The sequence below is a fragment of the Curtobacterium sp. LFS079 genome, assembly GCF_047977865.1.
Classification (GTDB): Bacteria; Actinomycetota; Actinomycetes; order Actinomycetales; family Micrococcaceae; genus Arthrobacter.
Genome location: NZ_JBFPFO010000003.1, coordinates 167,123 through 182,065, shown reverse-complemented (window position 1 = coordinate 182,065; position 14,943 = coordinate 167,123). Strand labels below are relative to the sequence as shown.

The following is a 14,943-nucleotide window of genomic DNA, read 5'->3' as shown; positions in this document are numbered from 1 at the left end:
CGAGCAGGGCAGAGGCGTGCGCATTCGGGAGAACGTCGGCTGAGTCCAGTGCGCCCATCAGTTCTTCACGGGAAAGCCCGCCGACCCGCAAACTGAACCGCGTGGTGCTTACCACTGCGTGCTGCTTACCGCGTCTTCCATGGCTTCCTCCCATATTTGCCGTGCTGCGCCCGTTCACTCTACGGGCGCAGCCCCCCGTTACGACGACGCCGGCACCAGCGCCAGCCACTCCTGGCCCCGGGCGTCGATCGGGGTGCCGTTGGCCACCCGCATCTCCCGCTTGCGGTTCTCCATGGTGACTGTGGCGAGGGTGGCCCAGCGGCTGCCGAACACGGCGTCGGGTGCGGGGACGCAGCAGAGGCCCGGCTCGCCCGGACCGGAGTACAGGAACGGCACAATCTCGTCCACGCTGTCTGGCAATCGGCCCCCGTCGCCCCCATCCAGCCCATCCAGCCCATCCAGCCGGGACTGCACCAGGGCCAGGCGCTGCTGGGAGTCGGGGTCGTAGAGCCCGGGCTTCTCCCCTGCCGCCAACGCCGGGTCCAGGAAATGGTTGGTGTGGGCCAACGTGCCGTTCTCCGGCTGGATGAGCACGGCCGCACCCGGGCCGATTTCCGCCGTGACCGCGGAGTTTTCGTCCATAAGGGTCAACGCGGTGGAGGTGGTGGCCCCGGCGGAACAGACAATCGCCACGGCTTCGGCCACGGACGAGGCGTTGGCCAGCACCTCGGCGGCGATCAGGTGGACCGGAACCCCGGCCGGCCGGTCGTCCTGGTGGCCCAGGATGTTCAGGAACACGGACACCCCGGCGTCGTTCATGCCGATCTTGCCCAGCATGCCGTGCTCGGTGAGGCCTACGAAGGACTGCGCGGGCCCGGTCACCGACTGCAGGTGCCAGTACGGGTCCAGCTCCTCGTGCCAGTCCCAGGTCTGCACGCCGAACACGTGGCTGCCCTTCCGGCCGATCGTGGAGCATTCGCCGGGCCGGGTGCCGAGCGCCTGCGAGAGGATTTCGGTGCGCCCGTTCAGCGCCGCGATCTGCCAGCTTTCGACGCCGGCGCCGTCGGCAGTGCCACTCATCTCCGCGGCGAGCCGCGGCGACCAGGAGGCGACGACGTCGAGCAGCCGCTCGGCGTCGGACCTCACCGTGGACTCCAGGACGCCGACGGTGCGGAACAGCCGGAAGTACGTCTCAAGGCCGCCCAGCAGTTCCGCGCCGAGTGCGGCGCTGCGCTGTTTGCCGCGCTCGTACGGGTCCGGGCTGTCGAGGGCGATGACCGTACGGATGGTGGGGGTTTTCATGCTTTGTCTAGCTCGCAATCTCTGAGTTGAGGTGTTCGATCACGCCGCGCCGGGGTTTCCAGCCCGGCTTCGGCGCGCACTCCAGGAGGAGTTTCGTGTAGGGGGAACGCGGACGGTCCAGCACGTCGCCCACGGAGCCGCGTTCCAGGACCTTGCCGTGGCGCATCACCAGCACGTCGTCGGCGATGTTGCGGACCACGGAGAGGTCGTGGGTGATGAAGAGGTAGCTCAGGCCCTTGTCCCGGCGCAGCTCGTGCAGCAGTTCCAGCACCTGGGCCTGCACCGAGACGTCCAGGGCGGACACCGCCTCGTCCAGCACGATCACCTTGGGTTCGGCGGCGAAGGCCCGGGCGATCGCCACGCGCTGCTTCTGCCCGCCGGACAGGTTCGCAGGCAGGGACTGGGCATGCGCATCCGTGAGGCCGACGCTCCGGAAGAGCTCCGAAACACGGGCCTTGCGCTGCGCGGCGCTGAGCTGGAAATGCGCGCGGAGCACCTCGTCGACGGCGGTCCCTACCGGCAGCCGCCGGTTGAGGGAGCCGTTGGGGTCCTGGAAGACCATCTGCACGGCGCGCGCCCTTTGCCGCTGCTCCCGGCGCCGCAGGGACGCCGTCACCGGGGAGCCAGCGATGGACACCTCTCCGGAGTCCTTGGTTTCCAGGCCCACCAGGACCCGGGCGAGAGTGGTCTTGCCGGAGCCGGACTCCCCCACCACGGCCATGCAGCTGCCTTCGCGGACGCTGACGGAGACGTCGTCCAGCGCGCGCACCGGCTCGTGTTTTCCGCTGACTCGGAAGGTCTTGTTAAGCCCGGAAATCTCGATGATGTTGCTGCTCACAGGGTGCTCCCGATGGGGGTTTCGGGCGGCAGGGCCGTGCCGTCCAGCGTGGGCCGGATGCTCATCAGCATCCGGGTGTAGGGGTGCCGCGGGTTGTCGCGGATCTGTTCCGGGGTGCCGATTTCCACGACCTCCCCGTACCGCATGACCGCCAGTCGGTCCGTGACGGCGGCGGCGAGGTCCAGGTCGTGGGTCACGAAGATCATGGACATGCCCAGGTCGCGCCGCTTCTCGTCGAGGATGGCGGCCACTTCGGCCTGGGTGGTGACGTCCAGGGCCGTGGTGGGTTCGTCCGCCAGCAGGAGGTCCGGTTTGCCGGAGATGGCCCCGGCGATCACCACGCGCTGCAGCATGCCGCCGGAGAGCTGGTGCGGGAAGGACTTCAGCACGCGGTCCACGCTGCGGATGCCCACCTGCTCCAGCAGTTCCCCGGCGCGGAGCCGCGCGGCCTTGGCGTTGCGGATTTCCGGCATGCCTTCGAGGAGGTACGTCTCGATGGGCAGCACGGGGTTGAGCGCGGCGTGCGGGTTCTGCGAGATCAAGGCGATCCGGCCGGACCGCACCCTGCGCATCCGTTCGGCGGGCACGCTCCGGAGGTCCTCGCCGTCGAACATGATCCGGCCGCTGACCACCGCGTTGCGCGGCTCGATGCCGAGGACGCAGCGCAGGGTCATGGACTTTCCGCTGCCGGATTCGCCCACCAGGCCGATCGCCTCGCCGCGGCCGAGCTCCAGGGAGACGCCCTTCAGCACCGGCTTCAGGGCGCCGGAGTCCGGGTCCTTGATGCCCAGTTCCAGTTGCTCAATGCTGATCATGGCCGGGCCGATCATCGCTTGCTCCTTCCGGCCGCGGCGCGCCCGCCGAGCCGTTCGCCGATGTAGGCCATGGCCGCCACCGTGACCACGATGCACAGGCCCGCGTAGAGGCTCTGCTCGGGGAATCCCTGCTGCAGCGATTCCTGTCCGTTGGAGATCATCAGGCCCCAGTCGGCTTCCGGCGGCTGGATGCCCAACCCGAGGAAGGACAGCGCCGCCAGGTCCACGATCGCGTAGCCGAAGTTGATGGTGGAGCCGGTGAGGATCTGGGTCCAGACGTTGGGCAGGATGTGCCGCACGGTGATGGTGAAGCCGTTGATTCCCTGCAGTTCCGCGGCCTTCACGTAGGGCAGTTGCCGCTCGCGCAGGGCCACGCTGCGGATCACCCGCGCGCTGTAGGGGACGTACGCCACGGCCAAGGCGATGGAGGCTGTCACCAGCCCGGGTCCGAAGATCGCCACGCCGAGGATCGCCAGCAGCAGGCTCGGGAACGCGAACAGCACGTCCAGCACGCGGCCCAGGAAGGCGTCCACTTTCCCGCCGAACCAGACGGCGGTGAGGGCGAGCGCGGAGCCGGCCACCGCCGTCGCGGTCACCACGATCAGCGGCCCCAGCAGGCTGGTGCGGGCCCCGGCGATGAGCCGGGAGAAGATGTCGCGGCCGGCCTGGTCGGTGCCGAGCAGGTGCTCGGCGCCGGAACCAAGGTGCCGCTGCGTGACCGAACCCACCGTGGGGTCGTACGGCACCAGGAACTGCCCGACGACGGCGGCCAGCACCACCGCGGCGACCGCACCGACGCAGGCCACGCCTATCCAGCCGAGACGGCGGCGGGCACCGGCCAGGCGGTGGACATAGGGCGCTGCCGTTTCGGCAGCGCGGGTTGTTTCACGTACTTCCATGTCTCTTATTGCCACAGCGTTCACGCTCCTTTCTTCAGCCGGACGCGGGGGTCGATGACGGTGTAGAGCAGGTCCACCAGCAGGTTCACCACGCCGAAGGCGATCACCATGATCAGCGCGATGGCTTGCACCACGGCGAAGTCCTTGCGCTGCACGGAGTTGACCAGCAGGGCGCCGATGCCGTCCAGCGTGAACGCGTACTCCACTACGAACGCCCCGGCGACCAGGCCCGCAATGTGCATGCCTACCGCGGTGGTGACCGGCAGCAGGGAGTTGCGGACGGTGTGCCGCCACAGGATGATCCGCTTCGGCAGGCCGCGTGCGACGGCGATCAGCACGTGCTCGGACTCGCTCTCCTCCACGATCGCCGTCCGGGTGATCCGCGCGATGACCGCGATCGAGGGCAGCGACAGCGCCAGGGCGGGCAGGGTCAGGTGCCAGACCCGGTCGACGGCGCCCTCCCCGGCGCCGAAGACCGGGAACCAGCCCAGCCCCACACTGAAGACCGACATCAGGACGAGTGCCGCGAAGAAGGTCGGGACGGCAATCCCGAGGTTCGACGCGAAGATCACGATCCGCTCGGCCAGCCCGCCGCGGGTTCCGGCAAGGATGCCAAGGCCGATGCCGCCGACGATGATCAGCGCCGCGGCGAAGGCGGCCAGGGAGAGGGTGGTGGGGATCCGGCTTGCCACGAGGACTCCAACATCCTGCTGGGTGAGCAGCGAACGGCCCATGTCCCCGGTGAAGACGCCGCTCAGCCAGTTCCAGTAGCGGATCGGCAGCGGGTCATCCAGGGAGTACTGGGCGCGGATGGCAGCCAGGACTTCGGGGCTGACTGTGCGCCCCTGGACCAGGAACTGCTCGGGGCTGCCGGGGGCCAGGTAGAGCGCCCCGAACACAATCATGCTGGAGGCGATCAACACTCCCCCGAGCGCCAGCAGCCTGCGTACTAAGAATCTCAAGACTCGTCCTTTTCAGTCACAGTGCAGGTTCAGTCACAGCGAGGGCAGGCTACTTGCCCGTGCCGCCCAGGTCAGCGGCCCAGGGGTAGTAGAGGTAAACGAAGGAAGCCGGGGCACCCGTGACGCGCTTGTTCATGAAGAGGCGCGTGGAACTGTCCACAACCGGCAGCCACGGTTCCTTGTCCATGACCAGCGCCTCGGCTTCGACGGTGAGCTTGGCGCGTTCCGTATCGTCGGTGGTCGCCCGTGCCTTGTCGAGCAGCCCGGTGATCTTCGGGTCGGAGAAGCCGGAGTAGTTCTGCATTCCGCCGGGGCCGGCAATCGCGGTCAGGTGGATGAGCGGATCGGGCACGTTCATGTAGTTCGTGGTGACGAAAGCATCGGCACCGGCGCGGGCCTTCGGATCGGAGAAGAAGGCGCCGAACTGGGCACCCGGCACACCGCTGGGCTCGATCTTCAGGCCGAGCTTGGCGCCGGCGTTGGCGAACTCGGAGATGATGTCGGCGTAGAAGGTGCGGTCGATCGGGTAGACGATCTTGATCGGCTTGCTCAGGTCCGCCTTGGCGTCCTTCAGGGCGTTCTTGGCCGCTTCGAGGTCCGGGGTGGTCGGGGGGAGGTTCTTGCGCGCGCCTTCGAAGACTGCGCCGCCGTAGTTCCAGCCGCCGTTCGGCACCAGGGACTGGGCCGCCGTCGATGTTCCTTCATAGACGGTTTTGGCGATTGCCCCGCGGTCGGTTGCCAGGGTGAGTGCCCTGCGTACGGCGGGGTCGCCCAGGGTTCCGACGCCGGTGCTGATGATTGCCATGTTCTGCATGGACTTGCCGTAGTAGACCTGTCCGCCAGTGGACTTCGAAAGCTGGCTGAGCGCGCTCAGGGGAACGTCGTAGCTTCCGTCGACGGCGCCGGTGGCAAGGGCGTTGGAGATCGAGCTGGGGTCGGTGATGAACTGGATTTCGACCTGCTTGGTCCTGGCCTTCTTGGCCGTGTTCCAGTAGCCCTCGTAGCGGTTCAGGGTGATGGAGGCACCCTGCTTCCATTCGCCCACCGAGTACGGGCCGGTGCACATGACCCCGGCGCCGGGGTTGCCGTAGTTGACGCCGGCCTTCTCGCGCTGGGCCTTCTCGACGACGGCGCCGATGGGCGTGGCCAGCTGGTTGTTGAAGGTGACGTCGGGCTTCTTGAGCTTCACGGTGACCTCGTTCGGCCCGGTCTTCTCCACCGAGGCGATGTTCGCGGTGACGTCGGAGGCCCAGTAGCTGATTTCCTTCGGGTCGCTGTGGCGCTTGAGGCTGAAGACGACGTCGTCCGCAGTCATCGGCCTGCCGTCCCAGAACGTCACGCCGTCCTGGAGCTCATACACGTACGTAGTGTTCCCGGTGTTCTTGAAGCTCTTGGTCAGGTGCGGCTTGATCGAGAAATCCGGCTGGATCTGGAAGAGGCTTTCGCAGAGGTTGGAGACCACGCCGCTTGCGGGGTAGTCGGCGGCCTTGATCGGATCGATCGACGGCGGTTCGCCGAAGTTGTTGTTCCAGACGATCTTGTCGAGGTCGGTGGTGGCCGCCGGTGTGGTGACGAGCAGGTCATTCGAGTCAAGCGACTCCGGGGACTTGGCATTGCCCCCGTTGGAGCACGCGCTGAGAAGGATCAGCAGGCCTGCCGCTCCTGCGCCGATGAGTTTCTTGTTCAATGTTTCTCCCGAGCTTGTTAGGGCCGCCCCCACGGCTGAACGTCGTGGAATGTGACGGTATTCACCCAAAACGGTTTGGGCAAGAGTTTCGCCAAAAATTCCCAAATCGTTTTCGGCACAGCGTTGCAGGGCTTACTCTGGCTTGTATGACCAAGCGGACCCAGCCATGAGCCCACGGAATGCCAGGACCACCATCCGGGACGTCGCGCGCGAAGCGGGCGTCTCCGTGACCACGGTGTCCCATGCCCTCAACGGCAAGGGAATCGTGGCGGATGGCACCCGGGACCGGATCGCGGAAATCGCACGCCGGATGCATTACCGGCCGCACGCCGTCGCGAGCGGTTTGCGGAACAACCGCCTGGGCGTGCTCGCGCTGGTGCAGCGTCCGCTGGACACCCTCGAATCATTCCTGCCCGACGGCGTGGACTACTTCGTGCGATTCGCCGGCGCCGCGTCGTTGAGCGCGCTGGAGCACGGGTACGGGTTGATGCTGCTGAGCGATCCCACTCTGCCCGAAACACCCAGTGTGTCCCTGGCCGCCGACGGCTTCATCATCACCGAGCCGGTGGAAAACGATCCCGTCATCGACCTGTTGCTGGCCGAGGAAATCCCCTTCCTCACCGTTGGGCGCGACCCCGGACGGAAGGACTACAGCAGCTTCATCGAACCGAACACGGCCCGGATCACCACCGAAGTGCTCGACCACCTGGCCGGCAACGGCGCGCACAAGGTGGCGATCGCCGTCGGGACCGACCGCAACCACTGGAACCTCAACACCGAGGCCCGCTACCGGGAATGGTGCGCGGAGCGTGGGCAGGAGCCCGTGGTGCTGGTGCAGCGGGAAACCAGCGGCCTGGCAGGCGGCCGGGCGCTCGGCGACGAGATCCTGGCCATGGCCGAACGGCCGGACGCCGCCTACTGCCTCACGGGCCGCCACGCCGCGGGGCTGCAGGCCCGGCTCGCCGAAGCCGGCGTCACCACGCCCCGCGATTTCCTGCTGGTGGCCGGCTCCGACTCGGAACAGACCCGCAACAGCACCCCGCCCATCACTGCCATGGACCTGCTACCCGAAGCCTCGGCCCGGGCGGCCATTGCGGCCCTCGTGGAGCAGCTGGGCGGCACGCCGAAGCGGGACGGGCTGGACGGCGTCGACGGCCGTTTCATCATCCGGGAGTCCAGCCGGCGGTAGCGCCGTGGCGATGGCGCCCAAGCAGTGCGTCAGCCCGGGAAAGTCAGCCCCGTGAGTGCCTCAAGGTGCCTGATGAGTTCATTCTGGAAGGCCTGGTCGAGTGCCGCGGGATGCGGCTCGCGCGGCTTCCGGTGATGCCAGTATCCGCCCGTGCGCGGAACGATGTCCTCCGGGCGGGCCGTCGCGAGCCAGTCCTGCGTGCGGTGCCCTTCAGCCAGGCTGCCCGGGGCGGAGGGGCCGCCCATCCGGGTCGGCACCCAGCCGGGATCCACCGCATGCGCCAGGGTGCCGGGCAGCCGGCGCGCCATTGCCATGGCGAGCGCAGTGACGTACAGCTTGCTGTCCGAATACGTGACCCCACGGCCGCCACGCGCCACGCGTTCGAGGCTGGCGGACCCGGAACGGTGCAGCCCGCTGCTCACGATGATCGAGCGCGCGGGCTGCGTCATCAGGGCAGTCAAGATGAACGGGGCCAGGAGGTTGACGGGGAAGACTTCCGGGCCCTCCCAGACGCCTGCGTTGTGGATCACCGCGTCAAAGCGCCCGACGGCGTTCGCCTCCGCTGCGAGGCGGGCCGTCTCTTCCGCGCTGGAAAGGTCCGCGAACAGGACTTCCCGGACTTGGCGCGGTTCTTCGAGGCGGTCCGCCCGCCGGACGTGCAGGACCACCTCATGCCCCTGCTCCGCGAGGGCGTTTGCTGTTTCCCACCCGAGGCCTGCCGATGCCCCGGTCACCAGGATGAGCGCCATGCTTCAGTATCCCTCCTGCCGCTGCTGCTTGCCGTTCAGGTATTTCATGCCGGGGGCCGCGGAGGGAGGCTCTCCCAGTACCCGTATCAACCGGGCCTCCCTCAACAGGCCGGCGCATGGTCCGATGGATGACTGGAGATGGACTGCAATGAGAGGGAAATCCATGTCACACGACACTTCCGTCCTTGCCGGGCGCGAAGCGCGGGGACCGGCCGGCGTCGAGCATCACCCCGCACACTGGGGAGGGGTCTTCGCCCTGTCCTTCGGCGCCTTTGCCCTGGTCGCCTCCGAATTCATACCCGTCAGCCTGCTCACGCCCATGGCATCCGAGCTCCAGGTCACCGAGGGGATGGTCGGCCAGGGCATCGCGATCTCGGGCCTGTTCGCCGTGCTCACCAGCCTGTCGATCGCCGCACTGACCGGCGGCATGAACCGCAGGACCTTGCTGATCGGCCTCGCGGCATTGATGGGGGTTTCCGGTGCCCTCATCGCGCTGGCCCCGGGCTATTTGCCGTTCATGGTCGGCCGGGCGTTCATCGGCGTCGTGATCGGCGGCTTCTGGTCCATGTCCGCCGCCACGGCCATGCGCCTGGTCCCCGCGGGCCGCGTGCCCCGCGCCTTGGCGATCGTCAACGGCGGCAACGCCCTCGCCACCGTGCTGGCCGCACCCCTCGGAAGCTACCTGGGGTCCATCATCGGGTGGCGCGGAGCGTTCTTCTGCCTGGTACCGGTGTCCATCGTCTGCGTGGCCTGGCTGTGGTTCAGCCTGCCGTCGCTTGCCGCTCCGGGGCGCTCTGGCACCCGTTCGACCGGCTTCCGTGGCATCTTCACGATCTTCACGGCCTTCCGCGACCCCACCGTTGCCTGGGGCATGGCCGCCTGCGGGGCCTTCTTCATGGGCCAGTTCATCCTGTTCACCTATGTCCGGCCATTCCTGGAGACGGTCACCCGGATCGATGTGACCGCGATATCCCTGGTTCTGCTCGTCCTCGGAGTGACCGGTTTCGCCGGCACGGCGTTGATCGGCCGCTTCCTGGGGCCCGGCCTGCACCGGACCCTGATTGCCATTCCGGCCGTGATGGCGCTTATCGCGGCCGCCTTGATTCCCTTCGGTGCCTGGTTCGCCGCCGTCGTGATCCTCCTTGGCCTGTGGGGCCTGCTGGGGACGTCGGCGCCCGTGGGCTGGTGGAGCTGGGTCGCCCAGGCCATGCCCCACAATGCCGAGCAGGGCGGCGGCCTTATGGTCGCCGTCGTCCAGACCTGCATCGCCTTCGGTTCCACCCTCGGCGGCCTCCTGTTCGACTCGATCGGCTACCAAAGCACCTTCCTGGCAAGCGCCGCGGTGCTGCTGCTGGCTTCGCTCCTGGCAGCTGTGACAGCACGGCTTGCCCGCCGGACGGCCGCGTAAGCCTGCGCGACCGCCCCCGTCCCGCACCACGCCGCGACCGTGGAAATCACCCCGCGGACGGCCGGCTGAACCGCCGTGGCTCAGCGCTCCGCCGGCTGGTCGGCGTCGCCGTACTCCGCCGCCGCCCAGGAGGCGAGCATCTTCATGGCATCCGCGGACGGGGTGCCCGGCTCCGCGGTGTAGATGGTCAGCGTGAGTCCCGGGTCCGATGCCATTTCCATGCCCTCGAATGCCAGCGTCACCTCGCCGACGATCGGGTGGCGGAAGTACTTGAACCCCGCGCCCGGACGCAGGACGTTGTTGGCAGCCCAGCGACCGCGGAACTCGCCGCTGCGCGTGCACAGCTCGCCGATGAGTTCGTGGTGTTCCCTGTCGTGCGGATCCCGTCCGCCCTCGCTACGGAGGATCTGGACGGCGGTGTCGGCGGCGCGGTCCCAGTCGGGATGGAAGTCGATGCCACGGGGATCCAGGAAGATGAACCGGGCGAAGTTCGGCGCATGGTCCGGGTTGCCGTACATGTCCTTGTAGAAGGCCCGGCCCAACATGTTGGCCGCCAGCAAATCCATCCTGCCGTTGCGCACGAACGCGGCCCCTTCGGTGACGGAGTCGAGGATCCATTGGAGGCTGGCGTGCGGGGTCCAGGCCTGCGCGCTGCGCCTGCGTGGCGGCCGCGCGACAGGACTTGCGGCGTGGGCGAGCTCGAAAAGGTGTGCCCGTTCGTCGTCGTTCAGCAGCAGCGCGCGGGACAGGCTGTCCAGCACCGCGGGTGATGCGCCGCTGATCGCACCGCGTTCCAGCTTGGTGTAGTACTCCACGCTCAGACCGGCCAGCGCCGCAACCTCGGTGCGGCGCAGCCCGGCCACGCGGCGGTTGGTTCCGGCGGGCAGGTTCACCTGCTCCGGCGTCACCCGCGCCCGGCGCGAGGTAAGGAAGTCCCGGACTTGGGCACGGTTGTCCATGGATCCACGGTAGACCCGCCGCCCGGCCGCAGGGAGTCCCTCCCAGTACCTCCATGGCGGTCTGAGACGCGCCCCGGACTCCCCCGCCAAAATGACCGGCACGTTACGCCACCTTCACGGCGCACAAACTCGCATCTTTGTTTGTGTTGTTTTTTATTGACATACCCACACGAACAAAGATAGAGTCAAGCAATTCCACATCATGTGATGGTGGTCACCAAGCCGGATTCTGCTAGTACGCAATGGAGGGTATGTGTTCGCTGAAGAGCGCCAGCAGCTGATCTCCGGGCTCGTCGCCGAGCTGGGCCGGGTCAGCGTGAACGACCTCGCGGAACGTTTCAGCATCACCACCGAAACCGTCCGCCGGGACCTCGCCGCTCTTGAATCCGCCGGCAGCCTTCGCCGGGTCCACGGCGGCGCTGTCCCCTCCGATCGCCTCAGCACCCGCGAGGAAAGCGTCGGCGAACGCGCCGTCCAGCGCCAGTCGGAGAAGCTCCGCATCGCCCAGGCTGCCCTCTCCCTCATCCCGGAAAACGGCGCGGGAAGCGTCCTCCTGGACGCCGGTTCCACCACCGAAACCCTCGCCGGACTGCTCGCCGCCCAACGCGGCAACGGCAGCGACGGCGAACTCGTGGTCATCACCCACGCCATCCCGATCGCCGCACGGCTGTCCGGCAACCCGGGCATCGCCCTGCAGATCCTCGGTGGCCGTGTCCGCGGGCTCACCCAGGCCGCCGTCGGGCAGTCCACTGTCGATTCCGCCTCCCGGCTCCGGCCGGACATCGCCTTCGTGGGCGCCAACGGCATCCACGCAACGTTCGGGTTCAGCACTCCGGATCCCGAAGAAGCCGCCGTCAAGGCCGCCTTCGTCACCTCCGCACGCCGCGTGGTCGTCGTGGCGGACTCTTCCAAACTGGACGCGGAAACCCTCGTCCAATTCGCAGCCCTGAAAGATGTAGACACCGTGATTACAGACCGCGAACCCTCTGAAGAGCTTTCGGCCGCCCTGGCCGAAGCCGGTGTGGATGTCGTGCTCGCATGATCGTCACACTGACCGCCAACCCCAGCCTCGACCGCACGGTCGAGCTCCCCGCCGCTTTGGCCCGCGGCGAAGTGCAGCGCGCCGTCGCCGTCCACCAGCATTCGGGCGGCAAGGGCGTCAACGTCTCCCGCGCCCTGGTGGCGTCCGGTCTGGACACCGTTGCGGTCCTGCCGGGCGGAGATTCGGACCCGGTGCTCAGCGGCCTGCGGGAGGACAAGGTGCCGTTCGCGGCCCTGCCCATCGCCGCGCCGCTGCGCAGCAACGTCACCCTTACCGAGCCGGACGGGATCACCACCAAGATCAACGAACCCGGCCCGGAACTGAGCGCGGAGCAGCAGGAAGCCCTGATCGGGCTGCTGCTGGAGCGTTCGCAGGGCGCCAGCTGGGTTGTCCTGGCCGGCTCCCTTCCCCCGGGAGTCCCGGCGGACTTCTACGCCACGGTGGCAGCCCGCCTCCGTAGCGCGGACGACGGCGGAGCCCCCCTTATCGCGATCGATTCCTCCGGCTCCCCGCTGGCGGCGGCGATCAGCGGACGCAGGGACGGCAAGCCGGACCTGCTGAAGCCGAACGCGGAAGAACTGGCCGAGCTGGCCGCCGCAGCCGGATTCACGGGCCACCACACCGCCGAGGAACTGGAAGCGGATCCGGGCCTTGCCGCCCGGGCCGCGGCCGCCGTCGTCGGCTCCGGTGTGGGAACGGTCCTCGCAACACTCGGTTCCAAAGGCGCCGTCCTGGTAACCGCCGACGGCGCGTGGCTGGCTACGCACCCGCCGATCCAAGCCGTCAGCACCGTAGGTGCCGGCGATTCCTCCCTTGCCGGCTACCTGCTGGCCGCCACCCAAGGCGGCACCCCGCAGGACTGCCTCCGTCAAGCTGTGGCACACGGTGCCGCCGCTGCTTCGCTGCCGGGCTCCACTGTCCCGGCAGTCCACCAAACAACTCCCGACGCCGTAACCATCACGGCCCTCCCGAAGGACTAACAGTGACCGAGCTCATTACCCCCCAGTTGGTCGCCCTCGACCAGAACCTCGGCGAGGCTCCCGCCGACGTCATCCGTTTCCTGGCAGGCAAAGTGGCCGACGCCGGCCGAGCCACCGAGGTGGAAGGCTTGTTCGCCGACGCCTTCGCCCGCGAGTCCAAGACCGCCACCGGCGTGCCCGGCGGCATCGCGATCCCGCACTGCCGCTCCGCGGCCGTGACCGTGCCGTCGCTGGCCATGGCCCGCCTCTCGCAGAAGGTGGACTTCGGCGCCAAGGACGGCCCGGCGGACATCATCTTCTTCATCGCAGCCCCCGAGGGGGCGGACCAGGAGCACCTGAAGCTGCTCTCCAAGCTGGCCCGCTCGCTCATCAAGAAGGACTTCACCGCGGCCCTGCGCGCGGCTGCCACTCCCCAGGAGATCGTGGAGCTGGTGGACGGCGCCCTCGCCGACAAGCCTGCCGCCCACATTGCAGAACCCGTCGCAGTTGCTGCGGCTGCCGGCTCGGAATCGGCCGCATTCGCCGCGCCCGGGGCTACCCCGGCACCCATCGGCGGAGCAGGAAGCCACTCCGGCCCGAGGCGCATCGTGGCCGTCACTGCCTGCCCCACGGGCATCGCGCACACCTACATGGCAGCGGACTCGCTGGTGGCCGCGGCTATGGAAATCGGCGTTGACCTCCAGGTGGAGACCCAGGGTTCGTCCGGCGCCAAGCCGCTGGACCCGGCCGTGATCGCTGCGGCCGACGCCGTGATCTTCGCCGTCGACGTCGACGTCCGCGGGAAGGAGCGCTTCGCCGGCAAGCCGGTCATCAACGCTCCGGTCAAGCGCGGCATCGATGAGCCGGAGAAGATGGTCTACGAAGCCCTCGCGGCAGCCGAGGACCCCCGGGCCCACCGCGTGCCGCACGCCGGCGCCGAGGACATGGCCGAGCGCGAGGCCGAAGCGAAGAGCGAGCACATCGGCCAGAAGCTGAAGAGGGCGTTGCTCACCGGCGTTTCCTACATGATTCCGTTCGTGGCAGGCGGTGGTCTGCTGATCGCCCTTGGCTTCCTCATGGGTGGCTACCTGATCACACAGTTTGCCGACAAGATCGTGCTGGAAAACAGCATCTTCAACCTGCCGACCCAGTACCCCGATAACGCTTGGGGACCGTTGGGCGCCTACTTCGGTGCGGTCCTGTTCAAGATCGGCGCACTGTCCCTCGGCTTCCTGGTCCCCGCCCTGGCCGGCTACATTGCCTACGCCATCGCGGACCGGCCCGGCATCGCCCCGGGCTTCGTGGCAGGTGCGGTCTCCGGATTCATGGGCGCAGGCTTCCTGGGCGGCATCGTCGGCGGCCTGCTGGCCGGCTACATCGCCCACCAGTTCGGCAAGCTCGACGTGCCTCGCTGGCTGCGCGGCCTGATGCCCGTCGTCATCATCCCGCTCGGCGCTTCCCTGGTGGCTTCCGGCCTGATGTTCCTGATCCTCGGCGCTCCGATTGTTTGGCTCACCAAGGCCCTCAGCTCCGGTCTGTCCGGCCTCACCGGCACGGCCGCCATCATCCTCGGCATCATCCTCGGCCTCATGATGTGCTTCGACCTTGGCGGCCCGGTCAACAAGGTGGCCTACTCCTTCGCCGTCGCCGGTCTGGGCGCAGCCTCGGTCAGCAACCAGGCACCGTGGCAGATCATGGCTGCAGTCATGGCCGCAGGCATGGTTCCCCCGCTGGCCATGGCCCTCGCCTCCACTGTCCTGGACAAGAAGGGCTTCTCCCTGGCCGAGCGTGAAAACGGCAAGGCCGCCTGGCTGCTGGGTGCCTCCTTCATCTCCGAAGGCGCCATCCCGTTCGCGGCAGCCGACCCGCTGCGCGTCATCCCGGCCAGCATGGTGGGCGGTGCCGTGACCGGTGCCCTTTCCATGGCTTTCGCGGTCGGTTCGAAGGCACCGCACGGTGGCATCTTCGTCTTCTTCGCCATCGACAACTTCTTCCTGTGGGTGCTGTCGATCCTGGTCGGCGTCGCTATCACGGCGCTCCTGCTCATCGCCCTCAAGCGCTGGGCAGTGAAGAAGCCCGTTGATACTGTTGCGGCAGCAGCCTGACATCGCCGTTAGATAGCTAGTAGAGGACT

Annotated in this window: 13 protein-coding genes; 5 read left to right on the top strand and 8 right to left on the bottom strand. The window is 68.0% G+C overall.

The window, feature by feature from the left end:
• Nucleotides 1–198: 198 nt before the first annotated feature.
• The 6 genes from ACNQPB_RS06735 to ACNQPB_RS06710 are packed head-to-tail and all read right to left on the bottom strand — an operon-like array spanning nucleotide 199 to nucleotide 6,503.
• A complete protein-coding gene (locus tag ACNQPB_RS06735) occupies nucleotides 199–1,302 on the bottom strand; it encodes a C45 family autoproteolytic acyltransferase/hydrolase (protein ID WP_498750209.1) in 1,104 nt (367 codons plus the stop codon).
• Between the two features lie 7 nt (nucleotides 1,303–1,309).
• The gene (locus tag ACNQPB_RS06730; RefSeq protein WP_498750208.1) at nucleotides 1,310–2,140 is read right to left on the bottom strand and encodes an ABC transporter ATP-binding protein; all 831 of its coding nucleotides are present in this window, start codon (nucleotides 2,138–2,140) and stop codon (nucleotides 1,310–1,312) included.
• Nucleotides 2,137–2,970, bottom strand: coding sequence for an ABC transporter ATP-binding protein (locus ACNQPB_RS06725; protein ID WP_498750207.1), 834 nt, complete (start codon nucleotides 2,968–2,970; stop codon nucleotides 2,137–2,139). Before ACNQPB_RS06725 ends, ACNQPB_RS06730 begins: the two co-directional genes overlap by 4 nt.
• Nucleotides 2,967–3,878, bottom strand: a complete 912-nt coding sequence (locus tag ACNQPB_RS06720) for an ABC transporter permease (RefSeq protein WP_498750205.1) — start codon at nucleotides 3,876–3,878, stop codon at nucleotides 2,967–2,969. The genes ACNQPB_RS06725 and ACNQPB_RS06720 overlap by 4 nt, the downstream gene beginning before the upstream one ends.
• Nucleotides 3,875–4,816: an ABC transporter permease gene (locus ACNQPB_RS06715; RefSeq protein WP_498750203.1), complete on the bottom strand. Its 942-nt coding sequence runs from the start codon at nucleotides 4,814–4,816 to the stop codon at nucleotides 3,875–3,877. Before ACNQPB_RS06715 ends, ACNQPB_RS06720 begins: the two co-directional genes overlap by 4 nt.
• A gap of 49 nt (nucleotides 4,817–4,865) precedes the next feature.
• Nucleotides 4,866–6,503, bottom strand: coding sequence for an ABC transporter substrate-binding protein (locus ACNQPB_RS06710; RefSeq protein ID WP_498750202.1), 1,638 nt, complete (start codon nucleotides 6,501–6,503; stop codon nucleotides 4,866–4,868).
• A 166-nt stretch (nucleotides 6,504–6,669) separates the two neighbouring features.
• Here ACNQPB_RS06710 and ACNQPB_RS06705 point away from each other — a divergent pair, with 166 nt between their 5' ends.
• Entirely contained in the window at nucleotides 6,670–7,692 is a 1,023-nt protein-coding gene (locus tag ACNQPB_RS06705; RefSeq protein ID WP_498750200.1) for a LacI family DNA-binding transcriptional regulator, read from the top strand.
• Between the two features lie 29 nt (nucleotides 7,693–7,721).
• Here ACNQPB_RS06705 and ACNQPB_RS06700 read toward each other — a convergent pair whose 3' ends face one another.
• On the bottom strand, nucleotides 7,722–8,441 hold the full coding sequence (locus ACNQPB_RS06700; RefSeq protein ID WP_498750198.1) for an SDR family NAD(P)-dependent oxidoreductase: 720 nt from the start codon (nucleotides 8,439–8,441) through the stop codon (nucleotides 7,722–7,724).
• 163 nt (nucleotides 8,442–8,604) lie between these two features.
• Here ACNQPB_RS06700 and ACNQPB_RS06695 point away from each other — a divergent pair, with 163 nt between their 5' ends.
• Nucleotides 8,605–9,849: an MFS transporter gene (locus ACNQPB_RS06695; RefSeq protein WP_498750196.1), complete on the top strand. Its 1,245-nt coding sequence runs from the start codon at nucleotides 8,605–8,607 to the stop codon at nucleotides 9,847–9,849.
• An 80-nt stretch (nucleotides 9,850–9,929) separates the two neighbouring features.
• Here the strand turns inward: ACNQPB_RS06695 and ACNQPB_RS06690 are convergent, their stop codons facing one another.
• On the bottom strand, nucleotides 9,930–10,808 hold the full coding sequence (locus ACNQPB_RS06690; protein WP_498750195.1) for a helix-turn-helix transcriptional regulator: 879 nt from the start codon (nucleotides 10,806–10,808) through the stop codon (nucleotides 9,930–9,932).
• Between the two features lie 253 nt (nucleotides 10,809–11,061).
• On the opposite strand from ACNQPB_RS06690, the gene ACNQPB_RS06685 reads away from it, so the two are divergent.
• Genes ACNQPB_RS06685 through ACNQPB_RS06675 form a run of 3 tightly spaced genes read left to right on the top strand, consistent with a single transcriptional unit; the run spans nucleotide 11,062 to nucleotide 14,914 of the window.
• A complete protein-coding gene (locus ACNQPB_RS06685) occupies nucleotides 11,062–11,850 on the top strand; it encodes a DeoR/GlpR family DNA-binding transcription regulator (RefSeq protein WP_498750193.1) in 789 nt (262 codons plus the stop codon).
• Nucleotides 11,847–12,830, top strand: a complete 984-nt coding sequence (locus tag ACNQPB_RS06680; protein WP_498750191.1) for a 1-phosphofructokinase family hexose kinase — start codon at nucleotides 11,847–11,849, stop codon at nucleotides 12,828–12,830. The genes ACNQPB_RS06685 and ACNQPB_RS06680 overlap by 4 nt, the downstream gene beginning before the upstream one ends.
• A gap of 2 nt (nucleotides 12,831–12,832) precedes the next feature.
• Entirely contained in the window at nucleotides 12,833–14,914 is a 2,082-nt protein-coding gene (locus tag ACNQPB_RS06675; protein ID WP_498750189.1) for a PTS fructose transporter subunit IIABC, read from the top strand.
• Nucleotides 14,915–14,943: the final 29 nt, after the last annotated feature.